At 66.0% G+C, this 25,243-nt stretch carries 28 protein-coding genes and 1 riboswitch; of the genes, 16 read left to right on the forward strand and 12 right to left on the reverse strand.

The window, feature by feature from the left end:
• Window positions 1-213 precede the first annotated feature (213 nt).
• Window positions 214-2,013, forward strand: a complete 1,800-nt coding sequence (gene lepA, locus BM075_RS09335; RefSeq protein WP_093360410.1) for a translation elongation factor 4 — start codon at window positions 214-216, stop codon at window positions 2,011-2,013.
• A 729-nt stretch (window positions 2,014-2,742) separates the two neighbouring features.
• Here lepA and BM075_RS24640 read toward each other — a convergent pair.
• Window positions 2,743-3,453, reverse strand: a complete 711-nt coding sequence (locus BM075_RS24640) for a hypothetical protein (RefSeq protein WP_218152846.1) — start codon at window positions 3,451-3,453, stop codon at window positions 2,743-2,745.
• A 344-nt stretch (window positions 3,454-3,797) separates the two neighbouring features.
• Between BM075_RS24640 and BM075_RS09340 the strand changes: the two genes are divergently transcribed.
• From BM075_RS09340 to BM075_RS09350, 3 genes are all read left to right on the forward strand, one after another.
• Complete coding sequence (locus BM075_RS09340) at window positions 3,798-4,079, forward strand: hypothetical protein (protein ID WP_093360411.1); 282 nt, start codon at window positions 3,798-3,800, stop codon at window positions 4,077-4,079.
• A gap of 247 nt (window positions 4,080-4,326) precedes the next feature.
• A complete protein-coding gene (locus tag BM075_RS09345; protein WP_093360412.1) occupies window positions 4,327-4,701 on the forward strand; it encodes a glycine zipper family protein in 375 nt (124 codons plus the stop codon).
• A gap of 189 nt (window positions 4,702-4,890) precedes the next feature.
• The gene (locus BM075_RS09350) at window positions 4,891-5,067 is read left to right on the forward strand and encodes a CTP synthetase (RefSeq protein ID WP_093360413.1); all 177 of its coding nucleotides are present in this window, start codon (window positions 4,891-4,893) and stop codon (window positions 5,065-5,067) included.
• Window positions 5,068-5,070: 3 nt separating this feature from the next.
• Here the strand turns inward: BM075_RS09350 and BM075_RS09355 are convergent, their stop codons facing one another.
• Together BM075_RS09355 and BM075_RS09360 are read right to left on the reverse strand one after the other, a co-directional pair.
• The gene (locus BM075_RS09355; RefSeq protein WP_093360414.1) at window positions 5,071-5,205 is read right to left on the reverse strand and encodes an entericidin A/B family lipoprotein; all 135 of its coding nucleotides are present in this window, start codon (window positions 5,203-5,205) and stop codon (window positions 5,071-5,073) included.
• Between the two features lie 595 nt (window positions 5,206-5,800).
• On the reverse strand, window positions 5,801-6,175 hold the full coding sequence (locus tag BM075_RS09360) for a hypothetical protein (protein ID WP_093360415.1): 375 nt from the start codon (window positions 6,173-6,175) through the stop codon (window positions 5,801-5,803).
• 83 nt (window positions 6,176-6,258) lie between these two features.
• Between BM075_RS09360 and BM075_RS09365 the strand changes: the two genes are divergently transcribed.
• Together BM075_RS09365 and BM075_RS09370 are read left to right on the forward strand one after the other, a co-directional pair.
• Window positions 6,259-7,020 carry an alpha/beta fold hydrolase gene (locus tag BM075_RS09365; protein WP_093360416.1) on the forward strand — a complete coding sequence of 254 codons (762 nt, stop codon included), beginning with the start codon at window positions 6,259-6,261 and terminating at the stop codon, window positions 7,018-7,020.
• Window positions 7,021-7,099: 79 nt separating this feature from the next.
• Complete coding sequence (locus BM075_RS09370) at window positions 7,100-7,375, forward strand: hypothetical protein (RefSeq protein WP_093360417.1); 276 nt, start codon at window positions 7,100-7,102, stop codon at window positions 7,373-7,375.
• Window positions 7,376-7,419: 44 nt separating this feature from the next.
• Here BM075_RS09370 and BM075_RS09375 read toward each other — a convergent pair whose 3' ends face one another.
• Window positions 7,420-7,602: a hypothetical protein gene (locus BM075_RS09375; RefSeq protein ID WP_143089850.1), complete on the reverse strand. Its 183-nt coding sequence runs from the start codon at window positions 7,600-7,602 to the stop codon at window positions 7,420-7,422.
• 215 nt (window positions 7,603-7,817) lie between these two features.
• On the opposite strand from BM075_RS09375, the gene BM075_RS09380 reads away from it, so the two are divergent.
• Entirely contained in the window at window positions 7,818-8,078 is a 261-nt protein-coding gene (locus BM075_RS09380; RefSeq protein ID WP_093360419.1) for a hypothetical protein, read from the forward strand.
• A gap of 8 nt (window positions 8,079-8,086) precedes the next feature.
• On the opposite strand, the gene BM075_RS09385 is transcribed toward BM075_RS09380, so the two are convergent.
• The 5 genes from BM075_RS09385 to BM075_RS09405 are packed head-to-tail and all read right to left on the reverse strand — an operon-like array spanning window position 8,087 to window position 12,704.
• Window positions 8,087-9,385 (reverse strand): TCR/Tet family MFS transporter, encoded by a 1,299-nt coding sequence (locus BM075_RS09385; RefSeq protein ID WP_093360420.1) that lies wholly within the window; start codon window positions 9,383-9,385, stop codon window positions 8,087-8,089.
• Window positions 9,386-9,390: 5 nt separating this feature from the next.
• The gene (gene pcaD, locus BM075_RS09390) at window positions 9,391-10,176 is read right to left on the reverse strand and encodes a 3-oxoadipate enol-lactonase (RefSeq protein WP_093360421.1); all 786 of its coding nucleotides are present in this window, start codon (window positions 10,174-10,176) and stop codon (window positions 9,391-9,393) included.
• A gap of 37 nt (window positions 10,177-10,213) precedes the next feature.
• On the reverse strand, window positions 10,214-11,185 hold the full coding sequence (locus BM075_RS09395; RefSeq protein WP_093360422.1) for a threonine ammonia-lyase: 972 nt from the start codon (window positions 11,183-11,185) through the stop codon (window positions 10,214-10,216).
• Window positions 11,182-12,018, reverse strand: coding sequence for an alpha/beta fold hydrolase (locus BM075_RS09400; RefSeq protein ID WP_093360423.1), 837 nt, complete (start codon window positions 12,016-12,018; stop codon window positions 11,182-11,184). The genes BM075_RS09395 and BM075_RS09400 overlap by 4 nt, the downstream gene beginning before the upstream one ends.
• A complete protein-coding gene (locus BM075_RS09405; protein WP_093360424.1) occupies window positions 12,015-12,704 on the reverse strand; it encodes a haloacid dehalogenase type II in 690 nt (229 codons plus the stop codon). The genes BM075_RS09400 and BM075_RS09405 overlap by 4 nt, the downstream gene beginning before the upstream one ends.
• A gap of 164 nt (window positions 12,705-12,868) precedes the next feature.
• On the opposite strand from BM075_RS09405, the gene BM075_RS09410 reads away from it, so the two are divergent.
• Complete coding sequence (locus tag BM075_RS09410) at window positions 12,869-13,312, forward strand: VOC family protein (RefSeq protein ID WP_177208305.1); 444 nt, start codon at window positions 12,869-12,871, stop codon at window positions 13,310-13,312.
• Window positions 13,313-13,340: 28 nt separating this feature from the next.
• Here BM075_RS09410 and BM075_RS09415 read toward each other — a convergent pair whose 3' ends face one another.
• From BM075_RS09415 to fabA, 3 genes are read right to left on the reverse strand one after another with little or no spacing between them, the layout of a single operon-like run.
• Window positions 13,341-14,129: an enoyl-ACP reductase FabI gene (locus BM075_RS09415; protein ID WP_093360425.1), complete on the reverse strand. Its 789-nt coding sequence runs from the start codon at window positions 14,127-14,129 to the stop codon at window positions 13,341-13,343.
• Between the two features lie 7 nt (window positions 14,130-14,136).
• Complete coding sequence (gene fabB, locus BM075_RS09420) at window positions 14,137-15,366, reverse strand: beta-ketoacyl-ACP synthase I (protein ID WP_093360426.1); 1,230 nt, start codon at window positions 15,364-15,366, stop codon at window positions 14,137-14,139.
• A 32-nt stretch (window positions 15,367-15,398) separates the two neighbouring features.
• Window positions 15,399-15,911 carry a bifunctional 3-hydroxydecanoyl-ACP dehydratase/trans-2-decenoyl-ACP isomerase gene (gene fabA, locus BM075_RS09425; protein WP_093360427.1) on the reverse strand — a complete coding sequence of 171 codons (513 nt, stop codon included), beginning with the start codon at window positions 15,909-15,911 and terminating at the stop codon, window positions 15,399-15,401.
• A gap of 173 nt (window positions 15,912-16,084) precedes the next feature.
• Here fabA and irrA point away from each other — a divergent pair, with 173 nt between their 5' ends.
• From irrA to metK, 8 genes are all read left to right on the forward strand, one after another.
• Complete coding sequence (irrA, locus tag BM075_RS09430; RefSeq protein ID WP_093360428.1) at window positions 16,085-16,501, forward strand: iron response transcriptional regulator IrrA; 417 nt, start codon at window positions 16,085-16,087, stop codon at window positions 16,499-16,501.
• A gap of 176 nt (window positions 16,502-16,677) precedes the next feature.
• On the forward strand, window positions 16,678-18,096 hold the full coding sequence (locus BM075_RS09435) for a uracil-xanthine permease family protein (RefSeq protein WP_093360429.1): 1,419 nt from the start codon (window positions 16,678-16,680) through the stop codon (window positions 18,094-18,096).
• Window positions 18,097-18,340: 244 nt separating this feature from the next.
• The gene (miaB, locus tag BM075_RS09440) at window positions 18,341-19,660 is read left to right on the forward strand and encodes a tRNA (N6-isopentenyl adenosine(37)-C2)-methylthiotransferase MiaB (RefSeq protein ID WP_093360569.1); all 1,320 of its coding nucleotides are present in this window, start codon (window positions 18,341-18,343) and stop codon (window positions 19,658-19,660) included.
• A gap of 251 nt (window positions 19,661-19,911) precedes the next feature.
• Window positions 19,912-20,871, forward strand: coding sequence for a PhoH family protein (locus BM075_RS09445; protein WP_093360430.1), 960 nt, complete (start codon window positions 19,912-19,914; stop codon window positions 20,869-20,871).
• 89 nt (window positions 20,872-20,960) lie between these two features.
• Window positions 20,961-21,461, forward strand: coding sequence for an rRNA maturation RNase YbeY (ybeY, locus tag BM075_RS09450; protein WP_093360431.1), 501 nt, complete (start codon window positions 20,961-20,963; stop codon window positions 21,459-21,461).
• Between the two features lie 38 nt (window positions 21,462-21,499).
• Window positions 21,500-22,423 carry a hemolysin family protein gene (locus BM075_RS09455; RefSeq protein ID WP_093360432.1) on the forward strand — a complete coding sequence of 308 codons (924 nt, stop codon included), beginning with the start codon at window positions 21,500-21,502 and terminating at the stop codon, window positions 22,421-22,423.
• Between the two features lie 7 nt (window positions 22,424-22,430).
• Window positions 22,431-23,969: an apolipoprotein N-acyltransferase gene (lnt, locus tag BM075_RS09460; RefSeq protein ID WP_245758804.1), complete on the forward strand. Its 1,539-nt coding sequence runs from the start codon at window positions 22,431-22,433 to the stop codon at window positions 23,967-23,969.
• Between the two features lie 33 nt (window positions 23,970-24,002).
• Window positions 24,003-24,052, forward strand: a riboswitch (SAM-SAH riboswitch).
• Window positions 24,053-24,055: 3 nt separating this feature from the next.
• Entirely contained in the window at window positions 24,056-25,225 is a 1,170-nt protein-coding gene (gene metK / locus BM075_RS09465; protein WP_093360433.1) for a methionine adenosyltransferase, read from the forward strand.
• Window positions 25,226-25,243 lie beyond the last annotated feature (18 nt).

The following is a 25,243-nucleotide window of genomic DNA, read 5'->3' on the forward strand; positions in this document are numbered from 1 at the left end:
TGCCTATCAGCCCGCCGGATCACGAGTCAAACGTCCCGCGCACGCGGCGGCAGGGAAGCGCCGGGTGGGGCGAGCTTCGGCACCCTCGCGGGATCGGGTGGTGAGGTGCCACCGCCGTCAGGTCGCACGGGTGGCGAGAGGCGTGCGCGGAGCACACGCTTCGGCTGCGCGAGCCATCTTGACCGGCTCCGCAAACCCAATCATATCCCGCCCATGACCGAGCTTTCGCACATTCGCAACTTCTCCATCGTTGCTCATATCGACCACGGGAAATCCACCCTGGCCGACAGGCTGATCCAGCTTACCGGCACAGTGGCCGAGCGCGATATGAAGGAGCAGTTGCTCGACGCGATGGATATCGAGCGCGAGCGCGGCATCACCATCAAGGCCAACTCCGTGCGGATCGAGTACCCCGCAAAGGACGGCCATACTTATGTGTTGAACCTCATTGACACGCCCGGCCACGTGGACTTCGCCTATGAGGTCTCCCGCTCCATGCGGGCTGTGGAGGGCTCGCTGCTGGTTGTTGACGCAACCCAGGGCGTGGAGGCGCAGACCCTCGCCAACGTCTACACCGCCATCGAGGCCGACCACGAGATCGTCCCCGTCCTGAACAAGATCGACCTGCCAGCCTCGGAACCCGAGCGCGTGAAAGAGCAGATCGAGGACGTCATCGGCATAGACGCCTCCGAGGCCATCGAGATCTCCGCCAAGACGGGGCAGGGCATCCCCGACGTTCTGGAGGCCATCGTCACCCGTCTGCCGTCCCCTACAGGTGACCGGAACGCGCCGCTGAAGGCCATGCTGGTCGACAGCTGGTACGATGCCTACCTAGGCGTTGTCGTCATGATCCGCGTCATGGACGGGGTGATACGCAAGGGCGACAACATCCGCATGATGCAGACCGGCGCCCGTTACGGGGTGGACCGGCTGGCCGTCCTCAAACCTGCCATGACCGACATCGCCGAGCTTGGCCCGGGCGAGATCGGCGTGCTCACAGCTTCCATCAAGCAGGTCCGTGACACCCGAGTGGGCGACACCATCACCCATGACAAGAAGCCCTGCGAGAAACCGCTGCCCGGCTTCAAACCGGCCCAACCGGTCGTCTTCTGCGGCCTCTTCCCCGTGGACAACGCCGAGTTCGAGGACCTGCGGACGGCGATCGAGAAGCTGGCGCTCAACGACGCCTCCTTCACCTACGAGATGGAAACCTCCGCCGCGCTCGGCTTCGGCTTCCGCTGCGGCTTCCTCGGCCTGCTCCACCTGGAGGTCATCCGCGACCGCATCGAGCGGGAGTACGATATCGACCTCATCACCACCGCGCCGTCGGTGATCTATCAGATCCACATGCGGTCCGGTGAGCAGGTGGAGCTGCACAACCCTGCGGATATGCCGGACCCGGCGGATATCGACCATATCGAGGAGCCGCGGATCAAGGCGACGATCCTGGTGCCGGACGAGTACCTCGGCGACGTGCTGAAGCTGTGCCAGGACCGGCGGGGCATACAGCTCGACCTGACCTACGCCGGCGCCCGGGCCATGGTCGTCTACGACCTGCCGCTGAACGAGGTCGTTTTCGACTTCTACGACCGCCTGAAATCGGTGACCAAGGGCTACGCCTCCTTCGACTACCAGCTCTCGGGCTACCGGACGGACAACCTCGTCAAGATGCAGATCCTGGTCAACGACGAGCCGGTGGACGCGCTCTCCATGATGGTCCACCGCGACCGGGCCGAGGCGCGGGGGCGGGCGATGTGCGAGAAGCTGAAGGAGCTGATCCCGCGCCACATGTTCAAGATTCCGATCCAGGCGGCCATCGGCGGGCGGGTGATCGCCCGGGAGACGCTCTCGGCGATGCGGAAGGATGTGACCGCGAAATGTTACGGCGGGGACGCCACGCGGAAGAAGAAGCTGCTGGAGAAGCAGAAGGCGGGCAAGAAGCGGATGCGGCAGTTCGGGAAGGTGGACATCCCGCAGGAGGCCTTCATCAACGCCCTGAAGATGGACAGCTGACGGGGCGCCGGCGGGTCGGGCGTCCCTCACGGTGTCCCACACGTGGGACATATCCAAGTCATTGAAATCATTAGGTCTGGTGCGGGCATTTTAACCGCATCTTAACGCTGTCTCGCGGAACGGGGACGGTCACGGATGGCGTTTCGGCGGGAGACGGACCTACCCGTGGGGCGCCCATCCGGGGACGGCGGCACACTCGAGAGCCGCGAATGAACCCCCGAAAGGCGCCCGCGCCGGTGCCTGCAATGACCTCCACACAAGGAATGACCAGCGGGACGCGCCCGGCGCTGGGCGGGTCCTGCGGGGCGCGTGCGGTCGAAGGTGTATCATAACCCTCCGGGCGCGTTTGGTGCGGCGGATACCGTCGCCAAAGGGATCGCTTGGGCGCGCAGGACCCAGTGCGGAGGGACGCGCTCGGCGCTGGTGGGCGGTACGGGACGCGTGTGGGCGGCGGTTCAACGTGACGCCCGCGACGCGGTATGTGCGTTGGATACCGTCGCCAAAGGGGGCGCTGGAGCGCTCAGGACAGAGTGCCGAGGGGCGCGCCCGACCCTGGGTGGGCGCTTCGGGACACTTGTGGTCAGCGGTTTATGGTGAAGCCCCGAATGCGCTCTGTGCGGAGACTGCCATCGCCAAAGCGCCCTCCCGGGGGGAGGCTCCGGCGCGGCCCGGGCTGGTCTCACGATGGAGAGCGAATTGCCTTCTTAAGTTCGCGAAAGTCAGCTGCCCCTATCCACCATTTTTCTGAGGGTCAGCAATTGTGCCATAAAATCCATCAAGAAGGCCCTTTATCGAGCCATTGTAGTACCCTTCCCCAATGGGGTTCGACGGATCGGTCATTTGAAATGGTAGTGGTGTTATACCAACAGTCGTGTCCGGATTAGATCCCTTGTAAAAATCTAAACCCTCTACTGCCTGGATTGCGTTCAAGAACTCTGGGTCAAGCTGAGTTGACTGATATCCCAGTTGTGCTGCTAGTGCCTTCGACGTGCTTTGACTGTCAATGGAGTGAAGAGACTCGCTTATTACACTAGCGGATTTCAGTGAGCGTTGGATCGCTTCTTGTTTGTCTATCATCCCGTTGGAGGCTGCATTGTTTAATTCTGCTATCTCTTGAATTGCGTCGGAAGCTTTCGTGGCAAGCTGCTCCTCGCGCGATTTGTTAATATATAGTTGCCCAGCTTCAATAACCGGTTTCCAGAAAAATCCGCTCAAAGTTGCAAGAATAACGAGACGGGGGATATCTTCCCGATCCGTATTTGCCAGCAGGAAAATGAAGAGGCCTCCGGAAAAGGCTCCAAGGAAAGACACAATTAGTAGATCGATCATCCAGTTCTCTGGTAGAGAATGGGTTTGTATAAAATTGTGTCCGAAGCCCAAAATTGCGCCGATTGCTCCAAATGCAGAAACTGTCCAAAAAACACGCTCTTTCAAAATCATGGATTAATCTCCCTTAGGCAATGATCCAATGCTACCACATCTGGTAGCTCTTAGAAATTGGAAATTTTATTCCGTTTTTTTGATCTGGGCGTTTAGGGATTCCTCGCGAATGAAGGCAATCACTATGAACGCTTGTTGCCCGGTTCGCTTGAATACCGGGCAGCGCCCGGCTCGCCCCCAAAGGGCGGACGCTGTCGTTCGTCCGGTCGCCGTTCCATTACCCTTATCGGCCGATTACCGGACTTCCCCCAACCTGTGTTACCCTGTCCCGCACGCCCCGGCGCTGGGAAACGGGTCGCGTGGTGCGAAGGTACCGCCGGGGATGTAATGAGGGAGGACACCCCATGACAAAGACAGCCATTCTGCTCGCCGCCAGTCTCGCGCTCGCCGCCGCCTCGGCCCATGCGGACAGCGGAAAGACCCCACCGGGCAAGCGCAGTGGCGGAAGCTGGGGCGACGCGACGAGCGGGGCCATCTCGGGCGGCTTCAACCAGGGCGCCCACGCGTCCGATCCGTCGGGCGACGGCAAAGGGAAGGGCAGCAATGACGAGCCACGCTCGGGCCTCGCCAACGCCGGCGGCAAGAAGGGCGATCTGTCGAACACGATGGACGCGCTCGGCCTCTGACCGGGCACAGGGCGGCGGTCCGGCGGTTCGATGTGTCGGGCCGTTGCCCTCGCGTGGCGCAGCTTCCGGCGCCAACCCCGCGTAATCGCCCGGGAATGCTGCCCTCGCGTCACGCGCGTTCAACCGCCGATGTTCGTACATTGCACGGAAAACAGTTCCCTCGGCGGAATATTGCGCTAAGACTTTGGCAAGGTCCGCTCCCACGGGCCGTTAACAAGAATTGTCACGAGCTGAAGGGACCTACCCCATGATCCGCTTGAAATCTCTTTCCGCCATTCCGCTGATCCTGGTGGTCGCGGCCTGCGCAAACTCCGGTGCCAGCTACCAGCCGGTCATCGACGGCCCCGTCGGCCCGAATTATTCCAACGACCTGGCCTATTGCCAGTCGCTTGCCGCACAGCAGGGCGCCTTCGACAGCAACACCGGCGCCACCGCGGCCACTGGCGCGGCCATCGCGGGCGGCTCGACGGCCGTGTTCAACAACAAGGGCACCAACGTGCGCGACGCGGCCCTCCTGGGTGCCGCCGCGGGTATCGGCGCTGGCGCGCTGCAGCAGCAGCAGAACAAGGAAGTCCTGATCCGCAACTGTATGCGCGGCCGGGGCTACAACGTGGTCGGCTAAGCCGTCACGCGACCGACAGAAAGGCGCGCGGGAGACCGCGCGCCTTTTTTTGTGCCTTGGGGAAGGGGCGCGTGCGGCCTTGGCGGGCGTGCAGGTGGGCCGCCGGCGGATCATTGACTCAGGTCAAGGACAGAAAGAGGTATCGCAGATACGGGTTTTCGCGATTGTACGCTTTGACCCGGAGGAGCCATGTTCCGCCTTGCCCTGCTGCTTTTCGTCGTGATTGGTGCCTCGATGGCCGGCATATTCATCGTCGCCGCGCTCGTGGCGGGCCTCGATACGCAGACGCCCATCGTTTGGGCGGCCGTGCTCGGCTTTGTCGCGGCCGTGCCCGTCAGCTACCTGGTGGCGCGGCAACTGACCTGAGCGTCACATGCGCTGCTGCACGTTCCGGGCGCTGTCGGAGACAAAATCACCGGCGGTGGAGATGTCCCGTCCGGCGCCCTGAACGGTGGCGCAGGCGGAAAGGGTGAGCAGCACGAGCGGCAGGATCAGTCGGCGCATGACGCAAGTCCAGTATCGTTTCGGCGCCGCAATCTAGGACCGCCGCCAACCATGCGCAAGCGGTCTCCGGGGCTGCTGAGCCGGGGGGACGGGGCGGTATGTGGTGCCCGCTTGGAGGGTGCGTCGTTGGGCGGGCGCGGTCGATGCGTTCTTCGGGTGTCCGTGGCCGTACGCCGCTGCATACCGTTTCCGGTGTGGAAACCGGGGTTGGGGCGGTCTGTGGTGGTCCAGGCGGACTTGCGGGCCCGATGGCGGTGGCTGGGACAACTGGAGGGACGGCGCCGGACGGCTGCGATATGGCGGTGAGCGTCCGCGGGCGCGTTTGGGAGGATCGTTCGGGTCTGGTGGGCGCCGTCGTGCGCGGCGGCCGTCGCGAGGAGGCTGGCCGTCGGGCTGTCTCCGACAGAATCACTCGCGGTTGGGATGCGTGCGTTCACCCGAGCGCGGGGGCGGCTGTGGCTTCGGCGGCGGGCCGGGTGCGCGGGTTTCCGCCGTGGCGGTGGCCGATAGGAGAGGGAGGCGCAGTGAGAGGGGGAATGACCGTGCCTTCGGCCATTTGGGGTGCCGATTCAGTCGGTTGGCGCGGGATTGCCGCCTAGAGCCGACCGCGCCAGACGAGCCAGGTGACGACCGCGGCGAAGATCACCAGAATATTGAAGGCCAGCGGGGCCACGATGCCCAAGACCTGCCCGATCCGCCGGTCCCGCACGTTCACGCTGTCGAGATAGCGGCGCAGGTTGTCCTCCGCCCGCTGGGTTTTCTGGGGGTCAACCTGCGGGGCGAGCTTCGGGTGGAGGCAGATTTTCTCCATATCTACCAGATACTTGACGTCTTTCTTCACGGCGCGCGGCAGGATGCGGCGGCCGCGGCGGAGTTTGACCTCCAGCCGGTCCTCGCCGCCGAGGCCGAGCTTTTCACGCATCTTCCCAGCGAGGGCGGCGTTGGTTTCCGGAAGCGACACTTCAAACATGAATGCGTTGTACCCCGTTGAACGTCCGGCGAAAACGGTCAATCAACGGAGGGTGCCAACCCTCAGGATTCCTTGGTAAATCAATGCTCGCAACGTATCGCTACGGCCCCGACGAGGGCCGGCCCCTTCTGATCGTCCACGGCCTATTCGGCTCCGCCCGCAACTGGGGTGTCCTGGCCAAGCGCCTGTCGGTCGACCGGCCCGTTCTGACGGTGGACATGCGCAACCACGGAGAGAGCTTCCGGGCAGAGGCGCACGGCTATGAGGACATGGCCGAAGATCTGGCGCAAGTGATTGAAGAGAATGGGGGAAATGTCGACCTGCTCGGACATTCCATGGGCGGCAAGTCGGCGATGATGCTGGCGCTGACGCGGCCGGAGTTCGTCCGCCGACTCATCGTCGCGGACATTGCGCCGGTGGCCTACAGCCACACGCAGCTTCACCTGGTGGAAGCGATGCAGGAGCTGGAGATCGAGGGACTGAAGAAGCGCAGCGATGCCGACCGGGCGCTGGAACGCACCGTTCCGGACTCCCAGACGCGCTCGTTTCTCCTGCAATCTCTGGACGTTAAGGCCCCGACGCCGCGGTGGAAGCTAAACTTGGACGTGCTGGCCGAGGAGATGGACAAAATCCTGGGGTGGCCCGCGACCGATGGACGCTTCGACGGCCCGACGCTGTTTTTGTCCGGTGCGCGGTCGGATTACGTGCTGCCCGACTATCGCTCTGACATCAAAGCTTTGTTCCCTGCCGCCCAATTCGCGAAGATCCCCGACGCCGGGCATTGGCTGCATGCGGACCGGCCGCGGGAGTTCGAAGCGACGGTCGCGGCGTACCTTTCGGCCTGACAGTTGTCATGGATTAATTACGCCGCGTCACTTTATGTGGTACTTTCTCCCCAGTGATCAGCCGAAAGGGGAGGATAGGATGATCGCACTAGACGATATCGAGGACATGACCTGTCTCTCGAGGAAGGAGATCGCGGCGCTCGCCGAACACGAGCACATAGGCGATTTCGACGCTTCCATGCTTGCCGAATACCTCATGCACCTGCCAAAGGGGCCGCAGAAGGTGCAGCAGATGATCTGCGAGGATATGCGGGAGGCGATACGGCACGGCGACCTGGATCATGCCAGGGAACTGTTTCTCACACTTCAACACTTCGTAAAGGACCATCCGGAGGCCATTCGGGGAGCCGCATGACTTTAGAGATCCGACTTTTTACGAACGACCTTCTGGTCGGCGATTCATCCCTCGTGGAGTTTCTGCGCAATCAGCCACGCTACGGGGACGCCAAGTATCAGGCCGATGACGATGGCCGCTATGATCGCCTTGGCGGAGACGAAACCCATCACGAGTACGGCGACGATGCCGACGCCCATGATGACGGTGGACGCAAGTGCGTGGATCAGCAGGGTGAGTCTCAGCATCGTCGTCATCCAATCAGAGCCGTCGGCCGCCGGATACCCGGCGGGCGTCCGGGGCACCTTGATTCGGATCAAGAAGCTATCGTCTGAATGCATCTTTTCTGAAGATGTGCGCGCGCCGCCTGCCTGTCAGGCGGCGCGTTTCGTTGTGGACGCGCGGCGCCGCTTGCACCGGGGGCCGGGGCGTGACTTGATACGAGGCCGAGGAGGAGCAAGCGATGTCACTGAACGAGATCGCCCATCGGGCGCTGGAGGAAATCAAGCGGATCGAGGGAATCGGCGTCACGGATGGGCACGAGGCGGAGATCCTCGCGGCAATCGACAAGGCGATGCACGGGGCGATGGAGATCTGCTCGCGGGAAAATGCCGACATCGTCGAGCAGCACCTGAGCCATGCCACAGGCGCGGCGGAGCGGATCAACGAGGAGGCGGACCGCCGCCGCACCCTGCTGGTCGCCAACCTGTCGGCGCTGCGCTGAGGGTGCCGTCAGCCGGGCGCCGCCCGGCCGCGCGGCCCGCCGACGTAGAGCAGGACCCCGCCCACCATCAGGGCGGCGGCGAGAAGGAAGGTCGCGCCCGGGTGGTGGAACGACGCGCCTTCGCGGGTGGTGAGGTAGAACACCTGGGTCATCAGGAGCGGCGCGAGGACGGTGGCGAGCGAGATGGTCGAGGTCACCACGCCCTGCAACTCTCCCTGCGCATCCGCGCTGACTCGTTGTGACATGAGCCCCTGCAGTGCAGGAACGGCCACGGAGCCGATGGCGGAGATGGGCGTGAGGATCAGCCCGAAAGTGCCGGAGGTGACGAGGCCGAGGGTGGTGAGAATGACCACTTCGGCGCAGAGGCCGAACAGGATCGTGCCGTCCTCCCCCAGCCGCCGAAGGATCGGCCGGATCAGCCCCGCCTGCACGATGGTGAAGCCGATGCCGAAGAGGGCGAGGGAGAGGCCGACCATGGGCGTGTCCCAGCCGAAGCGGAGCGGGGTGAAGTAGGCCCAGATCGCCGGGTAGACGTAGAGGGCGAACTCGTAGATCGCGAGGACCGCCATGAGCCGCCCCACGCCGGGCAGACTACCGACATGGGCGATGGCGCCGAAGGGGTTCGCGCGCCGCCAGCTGAACGGGCGCCGGAGGGGGCGGGTCACCGTTTCGGGCAGGACGACGAGGCCGAGCACCAGGTTGGCCACCGCGAGGGCGGCGGCGGCGTAGAAGGGGGCGCGCGGGCCGAAGACGCCGAGGGCGCCGCCGAGGACCGGGCCCAGCACGAAGCCCACGCCGTAGGCCGCGTGGGTGAGCGCGAAGCGGGCGGCTTTCTCCTGCGGGCGGGAGATGTCGGCGACGAAGGCCATGGCGGTCGCGTGGGTGGCCGCCAGCACGCCGCCGAAGACGCGGGCGGCGAGCAGCATCCAGATCGAGCCGGTCACCGCCATCACAAGGTAGTCCACCGCCATCACCGCGAGCGAGGCGAGCAGCACCGGCCGGCGGCCGTGCGCATCCGAGAGCGCGCCGAGGATGGGGCCGAAGAGGAACTGCATCACCGCGTATCCGGTGGCGAGGATGCCACCCCAGACGGCGGCCTCGGCCAGCGTGGCGCCTTCGACGTCCCGGATCAGGTCCGGCATCACCGGCAGGATCAGCCCGATTCCCATCGCGTCGATCACCAGGGTCGCGAGGATGAACACCAGCGGCAGGCGGGAGTCGCGGGAAACCGGGGGCAGGGGGGGCGCCCGTCCCGAAGGGCTCCCCTCCGGGTCGGTGGGGGCGGCGTCGCGATGGTCGGTGGGCATGGGCGTCAGTGACCGATGGCGGTCAGGAACTCCATCAGCCGCTCGGTGTAGTCGTCGGGCCGCTCCACGCAGGGGATGTGGCCTGACCGGCGGATCAGGTGGAATTCGGAGCCCCTCACTAGGCCCGCCGTCTCCCGAACCAGATCGGGCGGGGTGGAGCCGTCCTCCGAGCCCGCGATGGCCAGCGTGGGAAGAGTCAGCCCCGACGTCGGCGTGTAGAAATCTGTGCCGGCGATGGCCTGACAGGTGCCGATGTAGCCTTGCTCGGGCGAGCGCGTGACCATGTTCCGCCAGAGCCTGAGTTCCGGCGTGGCGCGGAGCTCGGCCGTGAACCACTTCTCCATGATGCCGTCGGCAAGGGACTCCAGGCCGCCCGATTTCACGGCGGCGACGCGGTCCTCCCACGTCTCCTTCGTTCCGATCTTGGCGGCGGTGTTGGAGAGCACCATGGCTCGCACCAGATCCAGGCGCTTTACCGCGAGGCCCTGGGCGACCATACCGCCCACGGACAGGCCGACGAAGACCGCGTCGCGGACCTCGAGCTGGTCCAGCAGGCGTTCGACGTCCCGCACGAGGGCGCCCATGGAGTAGGGAGGCGGGGGGCAGTCCGAGAGGCCGTGACCGCGCATGTCGTAACGCAGGATGCGGTATTGGCCGGGCAGGCGGGCGACGACCTTGTCCCAGATCCGCAGGTCCGTTCCGAGCGAGTTGGCGAAGACGATGGGCGCGCCGTGCGGGTTGCCGTCCTCGCGCCAATGCAGGCCGATGTCGCCGAGGTCTGCCATATGCATGTCCGTCTGCTCCCTGACTTGCCGTGGACCGAGTGCGTCAGCCCTCTCCGTAGCGCTCCAGCGCGGTGCGGAAAACCCCCGGATCGACATTGCCGCCGGACGCGGTGCAGATGACCGGACCGTCGGCGAGCTCGCCCCCACGGAAGAGGGCGGCGGCGAGCGCCACGGCTCCGCCGGGCTCCAGCACGATCTTGAGGCGCAGGAAGGCGAGCGCCATGGCCCGCAGGCACTCCTCGTCGCTGACGGTCAGGCCGGGCCCGCAGAGGCGGTGCATGATGGGGAACGTGAGTTTGCCGGGCGCGGGCGTGATGATAGCGTCGCAGATGGAGCCGGTGAGCGCGGGGTTGGTTACGATCTGCCCGGCCGCGAGGGAGCGGGCGACGTCGTCGAACGCCTCGGGCTCCACGGTGCGGACTGTCATGCCCGGCGCGCGGGCCTCCAGCGCGAGGGCGATGCCGCTGGTCAGACCGCCCCCGCCGCAGCAGGTGAGGACCGTGGCGCGCTTCACGCCCGCCTCCGCCGCCTGTTCCGCGATCTCAAGCCCGCAGGTGCCCTGTCCGGCGATCACCAGCGGCTCATCGAAGGGGCGGACGAGGGTGAGGCCGCGCTCCTGCGACAGCCGTTCGCCGATGGCGTCCCGGTCCTCCGTCGCGCGGTCGTAGGTGATGACCTCGGCCCCGAGCGCGGCGGTGTTCTCGCGCTTCAGCTTCGGCGCGTCGGCGGGCATCACGATCACGGACGGCAGGCCCCGGAGCCGGGCGGCCATGGCGATCCCCTGGGCGTGGTTGCCGGAGGAGAAGGCGATGACGCCCCGGGTGTCGGCGGGCAGGGCGGAGATGGCCGACCACGCGCCGCGAAACTTGAAGCTGCCGGTGTGCTGGAGGCATTCGGCCTTCACCAGCACGGGCCGGCCGGCGATCTCGTCGAGAAAGGGGGAGGTGAGGAGCGGCGTGCGACGGGCCCGCCCGGCGAGGCGGGCGGCCGCGGCCTCGATATCCGCGATGTTCACGAGATCTGCTCGAGGTAGGTCTGGATCACGCCGACGGCTTCGGGTTCGTCGAGGAAGGGGACGTGCCCACGGTCCGGCACCTCGCCATAGATCAGGCCGGGGTGGCGGCGAACCATCTCCGTGGCCGTCTCGGGCAGCAGCAGGTCGGAATTGGCGCCCCGGATCAGGCCGACGGGCAGTTGCGCCAAGGCGTCGAACAGCGGCCAGAGGTCCGGCGCCTCGCCGGCGGCGGACTGTTCCACCAAGGCGCGCGCAATGCGTGGATCGTAGCGCAGGTCCAGCCCGTCTGGCTCCTGTCGCCACAGGCGTCGGGCGTAGGCGCGCCATTGATCGTGGGAGACGTTGCGGAAGGCCGGGGCCATTGCGTCGGGCAGGCGTGTGGCGGCCTCGTCGTAGTCGCGGTAGCCGGGGCGGTTCCCGAGGTAGCCCATGATATGCGTCAGGCCCTGTGGCGAGAGGTCCGGACCGATGTCGTTCAGGATCACGCCGTGCAGCCGGCTGGCGACCGCGGCGGCGAGGCCCATGGCGATCAGGCCGCCGCGGGAGGTGCCGAGGATCGTCACCTTGTCCAGCCCGAGGTGGTCGAGCAGCGCCAGCGCGTCCTGGGCTTCCTGCGGGACGGTGTAGTTGAGGTAATCGGGGTCCCAGTCGGACTGGCCGCGCCCGCGGCTGTCCAGCCGGATGATGCGGGCGCTGTCGGCGAAGCGCTCCAGCACCGGCTCGAAATCGGCCATGTTGCGGGACAGGCCGGCAAGGCAGAGGATCGGGTGGCCGCTGCCCTGGTCGTCGTAGGCCAGGCGCAGGCCGTCAGCGGATTGGAAGAACTGTGTCATCGGGGAAGGGCGAGCTCCGGAAGTGTCGTGAGGTCTGGCAGGGTGTGGGCGGGCGTCCAGGGGAGACGGTCCATCGGCAGGCCGGCGCGGTTGATCCAGGCGGTCTCGAACCCGTAGCCCGTCGCCCCGGCCGCATCCCAGCCGTTGGAGGAGACGAAGAGCACGTCGCCCGTCTCGCAGCCGAAATGGTCGCCCACGAGGTCGTAGACGCGGCCGTCCGGCTTGTAGACCCCCACCGCCTCGACCGAGAGCAGGGCGTCGAGGTGGGCGCCGATGCCGGCGGAGGCGGTCGCTGCGGCGAGCATATCCGGCGAGCCGTTGGAGAGGATCGCGGTTCGCAGCCCTGCGGCCTTGAGGGCTTGCAGGACGGTCGGCACCTCCGGGTAAGCATCGAGTTCGCGGTAGAGCGCAAGCAGCCGCGCACGCAGGTCCGGGGCGCCGTCGAGGCTCTGGGCTTCGAGCGCGTAATCGAGCGCGTCGGTCGTCACTTGCCAGAAATCCGCGTGGGCGCCGGTGATGGCGCGGAGCCACGTGTACTGAAGCTGCTTGTCCCGCCAGACCTGCGCCAGCGCCTGCCAATGCGCCGCGAGCGCGTCGCCGCCCGGCTCTTCCGCCGCGCGCCGCGCCGCCGCAGCGACGTCGAACAGCGTTCCATAAGCATCGAAAACGGCAACCCGTGAGGTCATCGGCCCCTCCTTCGGCGCGACACTGGCACATGGCCCCGGCGTTGAACATGCCGAATTCGACTGGGCGCGCCGCCGGCAGTTCGTGACGCATGGCCGGAAATGGGGGTACAGTGGTTCCGCGCGACGGGAATCGGGGATGTGCAATTCAAGAACGGGAGGGTGGCATGAGCCTGAATCACGGAGCGATATGGTGGAGTGAGCTGAAGACCAGCGACGTGCGGGGAGCGCTGAAATACTATGGCGACGTCTGCGGCTGGTCGTTCGACGCGATGCCGATGGAGGGGGGCGATTACCACGTCGCCGTCGCGCACGGCAAACCGATCGCGGGCATTTCGGACATGACCGGAAGCGAGCAGTTCGAGGAGAGCACGCCGCACTGGTTCACCTATATCGCGGTGGACGATGTCGACCGGGCGGCGGAGCGGACGCGTTTTGCCGGCGGCAGGATCATCCGCCCGCCGTTCGACGTGCCGGAAGTGGGCCGCATCGCGATCGTCGCGGACACCAGCGGGGCGGTCGTCGGCCTGATGACCCCCGCCTACGAGGCGGACGAGGCCGAGGAGGCCCCGATGGACGACGACGGGACCGAGGACAACTTCCCCGTCTGACCACCAGTCGGTTCCATGGCGGCCGGGGTCAGAGGTTCTCCGGCTGCGGCATTCCCAGAACGTGGTAGCCACCGTCGACGTGGATGATCTCGCCGCTGGTGTAGGCGCCGGCGTCGGAGGCGAGGTAGACCGCCGTGCCGCCTACGGCTTCCAGCGTGGCGTTCGAGCGCAGCGGGGCGTTCGTTTCGGTCAGGCGGAAGGTCCGGCGGGCGCCGGTGATGGCGGCTCCGGCGAGGGTCTTCATCGGGCCGGGGGAGATGGCGTTCACACGGATCTTGTCCGGGCCGAGGTCGTTCGCGAGGTAGCGCACGGTGGATTCCAGCGCCGCCTTGGCCACGCCCATCACGTTGTAGAACGGCGTGACGCGGTTGGAGCCCTGGTAGGTGAGCGTGAGGATGGTACCGCCCTGCGGCATCATCGGCTTGGCCCGGCGCGCCACGTCGATCAGCGAGTAGCAGGAGATGGTCAGTGAATTGCGGAAGTTCTCCCGCGAGGTGTTGATGAAGCGCCCGCCGAGTTCGTTCTTGTCGGAATAGGCGATTGCGTGCACGAGAAAATCCATGCTGTCCCAGCGATCCCGCAGCGCGGCGAAGCCCGCGTCGAGGGAGGCATCGTCGGTCACATCGACGTCGATCAGGATGTCGGAGCCGAGGGATTCCGCCAGCGGTTCCACCCTCCGGCCGAAGGCCTCTCCCTGGTAGGAAAACGCCAGTTCGGCCCCTTCCGCCGCCATCGCCTTGGCAATGCCCCAGGCGATGGACCGATCGTTCGCGACACCCATGATGAGGCCGCGTTTCCCCTTCATCAGTTCCGGCATGGCAGCCTCATCCGTCAAATGTGGAAAGGAGCATGGAGCCGTTGGTCCCGCCGAAGCCGAAGCTGTTCGTCATGACGGTGTCGAGACCTGCGTTTTCCACGAGCCTGGTGGCAATCTCTTCGGGCTTCAATGCCGGATCGAGGTCGGTGACGTTGATCGACGGCGCGATGAAATCGTGCTTCAGCATGAGCAGGCAGAACACGGCTTCCAGAACGCCGGCGGCGCCCTGGGCGTGGCCCGTCATGGATTTGGTGGAGGAGACGGGCGGCGTGCTGCCCTCGCCGAAGACGCGGCGCACGGCTTCGATCTCGCCCACGTCGCCGACCGGCGTGGAGGTGCCGTGGGCGTTGATGTAGCTGACCTTCCGACCTTCGGGCAGCGACTGCAGCGCGAGCCGCATCGCCCGCTCGCCACCCTCACCGGAGGGGGCCACCATGTCGTGGCCGTCGGAGGTGGCGGCAAAGCCCGTCACCTCGGCGTAGATCCTGGCGCCGCGGGCCTTTGCACGCTCCAGTTCCTCAAGCACCAGGATGCCGCCGCCGCCGCCGATCACGAAGCCATCGCGGTTCGCGTCAAAGGCGCGGGAAGCGGCTTCGGGCGTGTCGTTGTATTTGGAGGACATCGCGCCCATGGCGTCGAAGAGGCAGGAGAGCGTCCAGTCCAGCTCCTCGCCGCCGCCGGCGAACATCACGTCCTGCTTGCCCATCATGATCTGCTCGGCGGCATTGCCGATGCAATGCAGCGATGTGGAGCAGGCGGAGGTGATGGAATAGTTGATCCCTTTGATCTTGAAGGCCGTCGCAAGGTTGGCCGAGATCGTTGAAGACATGCATTTCGGCACCGCGAACGGGCCGATGCGCTTGGTCCCGCCGGTCTTGAGCACCGTCTGGTGCGCCGTGAACATGGCCGAAGTCGAGGGGCCGCCGGAGCCGGCCACGAGCCCGGTGCGTACGTTGACGACGTCTTCCTCCTCAAGCCCCGCATCGGCGATGGCCTGCTGCATCGCGATATGGGCATAGGCCGCACCGGGGCCCATGAAGCGCAAGGTCCGCTTGTCGATGTGGTCGGCCGGCTTGATCCGGAGCTGGCCCGAGACCTGGCTGCGGAATCCGTGTTCCACCATGGACTCGTCGCGGGCGATCCCGGAAGCACCGGCTTTCAGGCTGGTTGTGACATCCTCGGCGGAATTGCCGATGGGTGAGACGATACCAAGTCCGGTGACGACGACTCGGCGCATGGTGGACCTCCTTCCGAGAGTTCCGTTGCGGTTCAGGATTGGGGTTCGGCCAGGCCGACCTTCAGGCCGGTGACAGCATAGATCTGCTCGCCGTCCACGTACACCTTGCCGTCGGCCACTCCGAGCTTCAGCTTGCGGTCGATCACGCGGGTGTAGTCGATACGGTAGGTGAGGAGCTTGTTGGTCGGCCGCACCATTCCGGAGAACTTCACCTCCTGCGCGCCGAGCGCAAAGCCCTGGCCCTTGAAACCGCGCCAGCCGAGGCCGAAGCCGGTGAGTTGCCACAGGCCGTCGAGGCCCAGGCAGCCCGGCATGACGGGATTGCCGGGGAAGTGGCACTCGAAAAACCAGAGGTCGGGTTTGATGTCGAATTCGGCGTCGATATGGCCTTTGCCGTGCTCACCGCCATCGGCGGAGATGTCGGTGATGCGATCGGCCATCAGCATCGGCGGCAGCGGAAGCTGGGCGTTCCCGGGCCCGAACATTTCGGCGCGGGCGCACCGCAGGAGGTCGTCCTTGTCAAAAACTGTCTGTCTTTCGGACATGATGCTTTCCTCCCGCGCCAGGCATTCTTTTGCGCTCTCTATCACCGCGCGTCCAGCCGGTGCAAGTGTACCGCCGGTCGCGTCCCGCGGCGGGGTTTGCGACCTGTTTTAATTTGAAATCGCGGCTAAAAGGCGCATATTCATTCGATGCAAAGGATTGGTGGGTAGACCGAATGACCTCCGAGGAACGCGAACGCGGATCGAAATGGCTGGATCGCGGTGGGCTCAGGCCGACGCGGCAACGCCTTGCGCTCGCCGCACTGCTCGTGGGGGACGGTCGTAACCGCCATGTCACGGCCGAGAGCCTGTTCGACGCGTCGCGGAACGCAGGCGAGCAGGTGTCGCTGGCGACGGTCTATAATACCCTGCGTGCCTTCTGCGATGCAGGCCTGATACGCGAGATCGTTGTGGATGGGACCAAGAGCTACTTCGACACCTGCACGGACGACCACCCGCATTTCTTCTGGGAAGACGATCAACGGCTGACCGATGCCCCCTCCGATGAGCTGGAGATATCCCGCCTGCCGCAAGCGCCGAAGGGCGCCGAGGTGTCCAGCGTGGACGTCGTGATCCGGCTGCGGAAGGTCTGAGGCCGAAGCGCCAGCGTGGCGCGCGGCCAATTGCCTGATTCTTTCGCAAAGCGGCGGCATTCGCCTGATTTGGGATCATATCGGGCGATGCAGGCCGCAGTGGCCGGGAAAAGGAAAAGACAGAACTTTGCCCGGTCCTCTTAGCTGTCGGGAAAACACAGCTAGGGGACGCTCGCATGACCACAGATTCCATCGGAACGCCGCAGCAACTGCGCGATCCGGATTATACGCCGCCGCTGGCAAAGGCGATTCCGCTCGGTATTCAGCATGTGCTGGCGATGTTCGTGTCGAACGTGACGCCGGCGATCATCGTCGCGGGGGCGGCCGGGTTCGGCTTCGGGTCCAACTCGCCGGATTTTCCCGAGCTACTCTACATGATCCAGATGTCGATGCTGTTCGCCGGCATCGCGACGCTGTTCCAGACCATCGGCTTCGGGCCGGTCGGGGCGCGGCTGCCGATCGTGCAGGGCACCAGCTTCGCCTTCATCCCGATCATGATCCCGCTGGTGGCCGGTAAGGGCGTGGACGGGCTGGCGGCGCTGTTCGGGGGCGTGTTCCTGGGGGGGCTGTTCCATGCCTGCCTCGGCACAGTGATCGGCAAGATCCGCTTCGCTCTGCCGCCGCTCGTGACCGGGCTGGTCGTGACCATGATCGGTCTTGCGCTGGTAAAGGTGGGCATTCAGTACGCCGCCGGGGGCGTGCCCAAGATCGGAACGCCCGAGTACGGCAGCCTCCAGAGCTGGTCCGCGGCGCTCGTCGTGATCTTCGTGACGCTCGGGTTCAAGTTCTTCACCAGGGGCATGCTTTCGGTCTCCGCCGTGATGATCGGCATCCTCGTGGGCTATCTCTATGCGCTGATGACGGGGATGCTGAGCATGGAGGGCATCGCCGGAAGCTGGGGCAATGCCGCTGCGTTTTCGCTGCCGCAGCCGTTCAAGTACGGCTTCGAGTTCAGCCTGGCGGCGGTGATCGGCTTCTGCCTGATGGCCTTCGTCTCCGCGGTGGAGACGGTGGGCGACGTCTCCGGCATCACCAAGGGCGGGGCCGGGCGTGAAGCGACGGACAAGGAGATCTCCGGCGCCACCTTCGCCGACGGGATCGGGAGTGCCGTGGCCGGTGCCTTCGGCGGGCTGCCAAACACCTCCTTCAGCCAGAACGTCGGGTTGATCGCGATGACGGGGATCATGAGCCGGCACGTGGTGACGATCGGCGGGATCTTCCTGATCGTCTGCGGTCTTGTGCCCAAGGTGGGGGCGGTGATCCGGACGGTGCCGATCGAGGTGCTGGGCGGCGGCGTGATCGTGATGTTCGGCATGGTGGTCGCCGCCGGCATCTCGATGCTGTCGGACGTGGACTGGAACAAGCGCAACATGGTGATCTTCGCCATCGCGCTGTCGGTCGGGCTGGGATTGCAGCTCGAACCGGGCGCGGTTCAGCACCTGCCGGATACGCTGCGCATCCTGATGACCAGCGGCCTGCTGCCGGCGGCCCTGATCGCGATCGTGCTGAACCTTGTCCTGCCGGAGCCGCTCGAGCCTGAGGCGACCGAGGAGATCTCCGGCGGGTTGGCACATACCGAGACCGCTCCGGGCTGAAGCGACACCGAATTTTCGGCCGAAAGAGTATGACGATCTTTCGGCCGAGAATTTGCGGACACGTCAGGGTTGAGGGACGATGCGGCGCAGGTTCGGGAGAGGAGGCTGACGAGACTTAGGTGCCTGATTGGGCCGCTGCCTCTGGCGCCAGAGCATCGGCATGGCAAGCCCGCAAGGCGCGGCGGCGTTGCGCGCCGTGCCCCGCTGCGGTATGCCGCGCGCCAGCGATCAGGAGGCAGGGCCGATGACCGAGGCGCCGAAGAAGCTCTACATCAAGACCTATGGCTGTCAGATGAACGTCTACGACAGCGAGCGCATGGCGGAGGCCATGGGCGGGCAGGGCTATGAGCAGGTGTCGAGCCCCGAGGGCGCCGACATGATCCTGCTCAACACCTGCCACATCCGCGAGAAGGCGGCGGAGAAGGTCTATTCCGAACTGGGCCGGTACAAGCCGCTGAAGGCCGCGAACCCGAATCTGATGATCGGGGTTGCTGGTTGCGTCGCGCAGGCCGAGGGCGAGGAGATCTTGCGCCGGCAGCCGCTGGTCGACCTCGTGGTCGGGCCGCAGTCCTATCATCGCCTGCCGGCGCTGGAGGCGCGGGCGCGGGGCGGGGAGAAGGCGCTCGACACGGACTTTCCAGAGGAGATGAAGTTCGAGCACCTGCCGACCCGGCCGAAGCCCCGGCGCGGGCCGACGGCGTTTCTGACGGTGCAGGAGGGCTGCGACAAGTTCTGCGCCTTCTGCGTTGTGCCCTACACCCGCGGCGCGGAGGTCTCTCGCCCGGTATCGCGCATCCTGAAGGAAGCCGAAGGGCTGGTGGAGCAGGGGGTGCGCGAGATCACCTTGCTGGGGCAGAATGTCAACGCCTATCACGGCGACGCGGGCGGGGAGACCTGGGGGCTGGCCCAGCTGATCCGGCGGCTGGCGGCGGTCGACGGGCTGGACCGCATCCGCTTCACCACCTCGCATCCGCGCGACATGGACGACGACCTGATCGCCGCCCATGGCGACTGTGAAAAGCTGATGCCCTACCTGCATCTGCCGGTGCAATCGGGGTCCGACCGCATACTGAAGCGGATGAACCGGGGCCACACGGCGGAGGAGTATATCCGGCTGGTGGAGCGCATCCGCGCCGCGCGGCCGGATATCCTGATGTCCGGCGATTTCATCGTTGGCTTCCCGGAGGAGACGGAAGAGGACTTCCGCGCGACGATGGCGCTGGTGGAGGAGGTGCGCTATGGGCAGTGCTTCTCCTTCAAGTATTCCGCCCGGCCGGGAACGCCCGCCGCCGAGCGGCCGATGGTGGACCCGGCGGAGGCCGACGACCGCCTGCAGCGGTTGCAGGCCCTGCTGACGCGCCAGCAGAAGGCGGCGCAGGATGCGATGGTGGGCCGGACCGTGGGGGTGCTGGTGGAGAAGCCCGGGCGCCTGCCCGGTCAAGTGGTGGGCAAGTCGGACCATCTTCACGCGGTGCACATGACGGCGGCGCTGGCGCCCGGCGATCTGGTCCGGGTTCGGATCACCGAGAGTGCACCCAATTCGCTGGCCGGCGCGCTGGTTTGAGCGCATTCCCTGCGCGGTTGGGGCGCGAGACGGGTGGATTTGTGGCGTTTGCACCCCATATCTGGCAGCGGGGCACAATCGGGATAGCTCTTTTTGTGTCACCGATGTGAATTCTGCACCGTTTCCCTTGCCAAGTGGCGGGCAGAGCGGGCAGCATTCGCACGACGGAAACACGAAACAGCGGAGCCGCATTTTTGGGAATCAGTGCCCTGACCACCCCGCCCACCGCAGACGAAATCCTCGAAACGCCAATGGAGTTTCCCGACAATCGTCTCCTGGTTGAACTCTGCGGCGAGTTCGACCGGAACCTTTCCCAGATAGAGCACCAGCTCGGCCTGCAGATCATCCGGCGCGGCAATCACCTGGCGCTGATCGGGGATGCGGATGCGCGGGCGCGCGGCGCAGTCATCCTGCAGGAGTTGTACGGTCGGCTGGAGGCCGGACGGCCGTTGGAGCCGGGTGACATCGACGGGGCGATCCGGCTCGGAACGCTCGAAGACGAGGCGTCGCCGCGGCCGGGCGATCAACTGGAGATGTTCCAGGGCGGGCGGGTTGAGATCAAGACCCGCAAGAAGATCGTGGAGCCCCGTACGGAGGCGCAGAAGGCCTACGTGCGCGCCCTGATGGCCAACGAACTGGCCTTCGGCATCGGCCCGGCGGGCACGGGCAAGACCTATCTCGCGGTGGCGGTGGCGGTGAGCCTGTTCATCGGCGGCCATGTGGACCGGATCATTCTGTGCCGGCCGGCGGTGGAGGCGGGCGAGCGGCTGGGCTTCCTGCCCGGCACGCAGGAGGAGAAGGTCGATCCCTACATGCAGCCGCTCTATGACGCGCTGAACGACTTCCTGCCGGCCAAGCAGGTGGCCAAGCTGAAGGAAGAGAAGAAGATCGAGATCGCGCCGCTGGCCTTCATGCGCGGGCGGACGCTGTCGAATGCGGCGGTCGTGCTGGACGAGGCGCAGAACGCGACGACGATGCAGATGAAGATGTTCCTGACCCGGCTGGGCGAAGGCTCCCGCATGGTGGTCACGGGCGACCGCAGCCAAGTGGACCTGCCACGCGGCGTGACATCGGGGCTGGTGGAGGCGGAGCGGCTGCTGAAAGGGATCGGCGGCATCTCCTTCAACTATTTCACCGCCAAGGACGTGGTGCGCCATCCGCTGGTTGCGCGGATCATCGAAGCCTACGACGCGGACGCGCCGCTCGGCTGAATGGGCGGGGGCGGCCGCGCCATGTGGTTCCGTCCAGCGAGGAATGGGTTTACCGCTGGCGCGGAAGGCGGCAGGGCGGACGGAACGAGATGACCGATAACGTCGATGTGGTGATCGAGGCGCCCCAGTGGGAGGACGTGGGCCTGCACGCGCTCGCCGAAAAGGCGGTGCTGGCGACCCTGCGCCACCTGCGGCTGCCGGACGACTGCCAATGCTCGCTGCTGGCCACCGACGATGCGCGAATCACTGTCCTGAATGCGGACTTTCGGGCCAAGGAAGCGGCCACCAATGTGCTCTCCTGGCCCGCCGAGGACCTTGCCGCCGACACCCCCGGCGGGCCCCCCGCGCTGCCGGAGGCGGATTTTCCGGGTGAGCCGCCGTTCCTCGGCGATATTGCGCTTGCCTGGGAAACCTGCCGGGCGGAAGCCGATTGTGCAGAAAAGCCGCTCAATGCGCACGTTACGCACCTGATTGTACACGGATTGTTGCATCTGTTGGGCTATGATCACATCTGTGACGAAGATGCCGACTTGATGGAACGTCTCGAGATTGAAATACTTGGCGAACTCGGATTTCCGGACCCATATTAAGGGTGTGCCGGCGTGTCCGGTGGTTTTGGAAAGGAACGATGGGCGACACTCCCGAAGGTTCTCCTAGCGCAGCGCATGGCGCGCAGGTAACCGACATTCACGAACAGCGCGGCTTCTTCGGCCGGCTGGCCGATCTTTTTAGCGAAAATGGCCCGGCCGATGAGGCTGGGGACGACATGGGCGGGGCCTCCGCCGAGCGGAACCAGCGGGGCGACGTGGTGTCCCGGGGCATGGCCAACCTGCGTCAGATGCGGGTGGAGGACGTGGCGATCCCGCGGGTGGAGATCTGTGCCGTCCCGGTGGACACGGATCTCGAGTCGCTGGTGGACGTCTTCCGGGAGAGCGGCAACACCCGCCTGCCGGTCTTCGACGGCACGCTCGACAACCCCTTGGGTCTGGTCCACCTGAAGGACGTGGCCCTGCGCTATGGCTTCAACGGGCATGGCAACGAAGATTTCGACCTCCGCGAAATGCTGCGCCCGCTGATCTATGCACCGCCCTCCATGCCGATCGGCGTGCTGTTGCAGAAGATGCAGACGGATCGCCGCCACATGGCGCTGGTGATCGACGAATATGGCGGCGTCGACGGCCTGCTGACGATCGAGGACCTCATCGAGCAGGTGATCGGCGAGATCGAGGACGAGCACGACGTCGAGGAAGAAGCGTTCTGGACGGTTGAGAAGCCCGGCTGCTACCTCGCCCTCGCACGCGCCCCCCTGGACGAGTTCGAAGCCGCCATCGGCATGCGCCTGGTCGAAGAGGAGGACGAGGAGGAAATCGACACGCTCGGCGGCCTGGTCGTGATGGAAACGGGCCGGGTGCCTGCGCGCGGCGAGGTGATTCCTCATGCCTCCGGCGCCCAGTTCGAGATCGTGGACGCGGACCCGCGCCGGATCAAGCGGCTGCGGGTGCGTTTGCCGAACGCCGCAATCCCCATGCCCCGGACGGCGGCGGCAGAGTAGCCCCGGTATGTCGGCAGCGATCATGCGGGCGGTGGAGACGCGCCGCTCGGGCCAGTTGCTGTGCATCTGTCTTGGCGCGCTTCTCGCCATGGGGCAGGCGCCGCTCGGCTGGGCCTGGGGCGCGGTGGCCGTTCTGGCGGTTGCGCTTTACCTGATCTCCGTGCCGGCCGACTGGCGCGTGGCCGCGTGGCGCGGCTGGGCCCTTGGAACCGGGTATTTCGCCGCCGCCCTCTTTTGGATCGTCGAGCCTTTCCTTGTAGACATCGGCCGGCATGGCTGGATGGCCCCGTTTGCGCTGGTCTTCATGGCGGGGGGGCTGGCGCTTTTCTGGGCGCTGGCGTTCGGTCTCGCTGGCCGCTTCGGCAGCACCCGCCGCCAGCGCGCAGCCCTCGCCATCGTGACACTGACCGGGGCCGAGATGCTGCGGTCGGTGATCTTTACCGGCTTTCCCTGGGCCCTCGTCGGGCACATCTGGATCGGCTGGCCGCAGATGCAGCTTGCGGCCATCGTGGGGGCGCATGGGCTCACCGTGCTGACGGTGTCGGCGGCGGCGCTTCCGGCCATCTTCGGTCCGGCGCGTGTGTGGCTTGGTGTGCTGGCGGGGGTTGCGCTTCTGGGGCTTTCCGGCCTCTTCGGTACGTTCAGGGTGCCAGATGACCCGGCGCTGTTGGTAAGCGACCCGCCGTCGATCGTGCGGCTGGTGCAGCCAAATGCGCCGCAACACCTGAAGTGGTCGCCCGAAATGGCGCCGATCTATTACCAGCGTCTGCTCGAGCAAACCGCGGCGGCGCCCAGCACGGGCGGCCCGCGCCCCGGTCTGGTGATCTGGCCCGAGACCTCCGTCCCGGCCCTGTTGCACAACGCCGCGCCCGCCTTCGAGGCCATCGCCGACGCCGCGCAGGGGGCGCAGTCCATCGTCGGGCTGCAGCGGATCGACGATCAGGGGCGTTGGTTCAACTCGCTCGTCGCGCTTTCGTCCGAGGGCGGGATAGAAGCGCTGTACGACAAGCATCACCTGGTACCGTTCGGGGAATACATGCCGCTGGTGGAGATTTTCGCTCGCTGGGGCGTCTTCGGCCTCGCCGCCAACGAGACCGGCGGCTACAGCAGCGGGCCAGGGCCACAGGTGCTCGACCTCGACGGATTTGGCCGCATGTTGCCGCTGATCTGTTACGAGGCGATCTTTCCCGGCGACATCTCCGGCGCGCCGGTCCGGGCGGACTGGATCGTGCAGATCACCAACGATGCCTGGTTCGGGCACCTTTCCGGCCCGTTCCAGCACCTCGCCCAGGCCCGCCTGCGCGCCGTGGAGCAGGGGCTGCCGCTGTTCCGGGCGGCCAATACGGGTGTTTCCGCGGCCTTCGACCCCTACGGCCGCGAGCTTGCCCGGGTACCGCTCGATACGGCCGGGTTCATCGACGCGCCGCTGCCCGCGCCCTTGCCGCCAACGGTCTATGCCCGCTACGGAGACACGCCGGTGGGCATTCTCCTGCTCGCCCTGGGCGCGGTGATCGTGCTGTCACGGCGCCGTGCCAGGCTCGGTTGACGCCGAACCCTCGCGCGCCTAATTGGGGGTACTTGTCCGCCACAACGGCTTCCTGACGTGGCGGCGTATTTCTCAATGGAGCACTCATGTCCCGGAAAGATTACACCTTTACCTCGGAGTCCGTCTCCGAGGGGCACCCCGATAAGGTCTGCGACCGTATCTCGGACGCGGTGCTTGACGCGTTCCTCACCGAGGAGCCGAACGCGCGGGTCGCCTGCGAGACCTTCGCCACCAGCGGCATGGTGGTGATCGGTGGCGAGGTCGGCCTGTCTGACGAGGAACGCCTGAAGACCTTCATGGGCAAGATCGGCGAGATCGCCCGCGACTGCATCCGGGACATCGGCTACGAGCAGGAGCAGTTCCACTGGAACACCTGCCGGGTGCTGAACTTCCTGCACGAGCAGTCCGCCCATATCGCCCAGGGCGTGGACCGCGACGGGGCGGGGGATCAGGGCATCATGTTCGGCTACGCGGTGGACGAAACGCCGGAACTGATGCCGGCGCCGCTGCAGTATGCCCACGCCATCCTGCGCCGCCTGGCGGAGGCGCGCAAATCCGGCGCGGAGCCGGACCTGCGGCCCGACGCCAAGTCGCAGCTGTCCATCCGCTACGAGGGCGGCAAGCCGGTGGAGGTGAGCTCCATCGTCCTGTCGACCCAGCATGCGGACGAAGGGCAGACCTCCGACGACATCCGCGCCATCGTGGAGCCCTACATTCGCGAGGTGCTGCCGGCGTCCTGGATTACCGAGGCCACCAAATGGTGGGTGAACCCCACGGGCACCTTCGTGATCGGCGGGCCGGACGGGGATGCCGGGCTGACGGGACGCAAGATCATCGTCGACACCTACGGCGGCGCGGCGCCCCACGGCGGCGGCGCCTTCTCCGGCAAGGACCCGACGAAGGTCGACCGCTCTGCCGCCTATGCCGCCCGCTACCTCGCCAAGAACGTTGTCGCGGCGGGCCTGGCGCGGCGTTGTTGCATCCAGCTCAGCTATGCCATCGGCGTGGCGCATCCGCTGTCGATCTATGTGGACACCTACGGCACGGGAGAGGTCGACGAGACCGCTATTGAACGCGCGGTCGCAGAGGTGATGGACCTGACCCCGCTCGGCATCCGCACCCACCTCGATCTCAACCGGCCCATCTACCAACGCACGTCCGCCTACGGCCACTTCGGCCGCGAGCCGGATGCCGAGGGCGGGTTCAGCTGGGAACGCACGGACCTCGCCGAGGCCCTCAAAAAGGCCATCGCCTGAGCGCGGCGGCTTCTTGTG

Origin of the sequence: Tropicimonas isoalkanivorans (assembly GCF_900112335.1) — a bacterium.
GTDB classification, from domain to species: domain Bacteria; phylum Pseudomonadota; class Alphaproteobacteria; order Rhodobacterales; family Rhodobacteraceae; genus Tropicimonas; species Tropicimonas isoalkanivorans.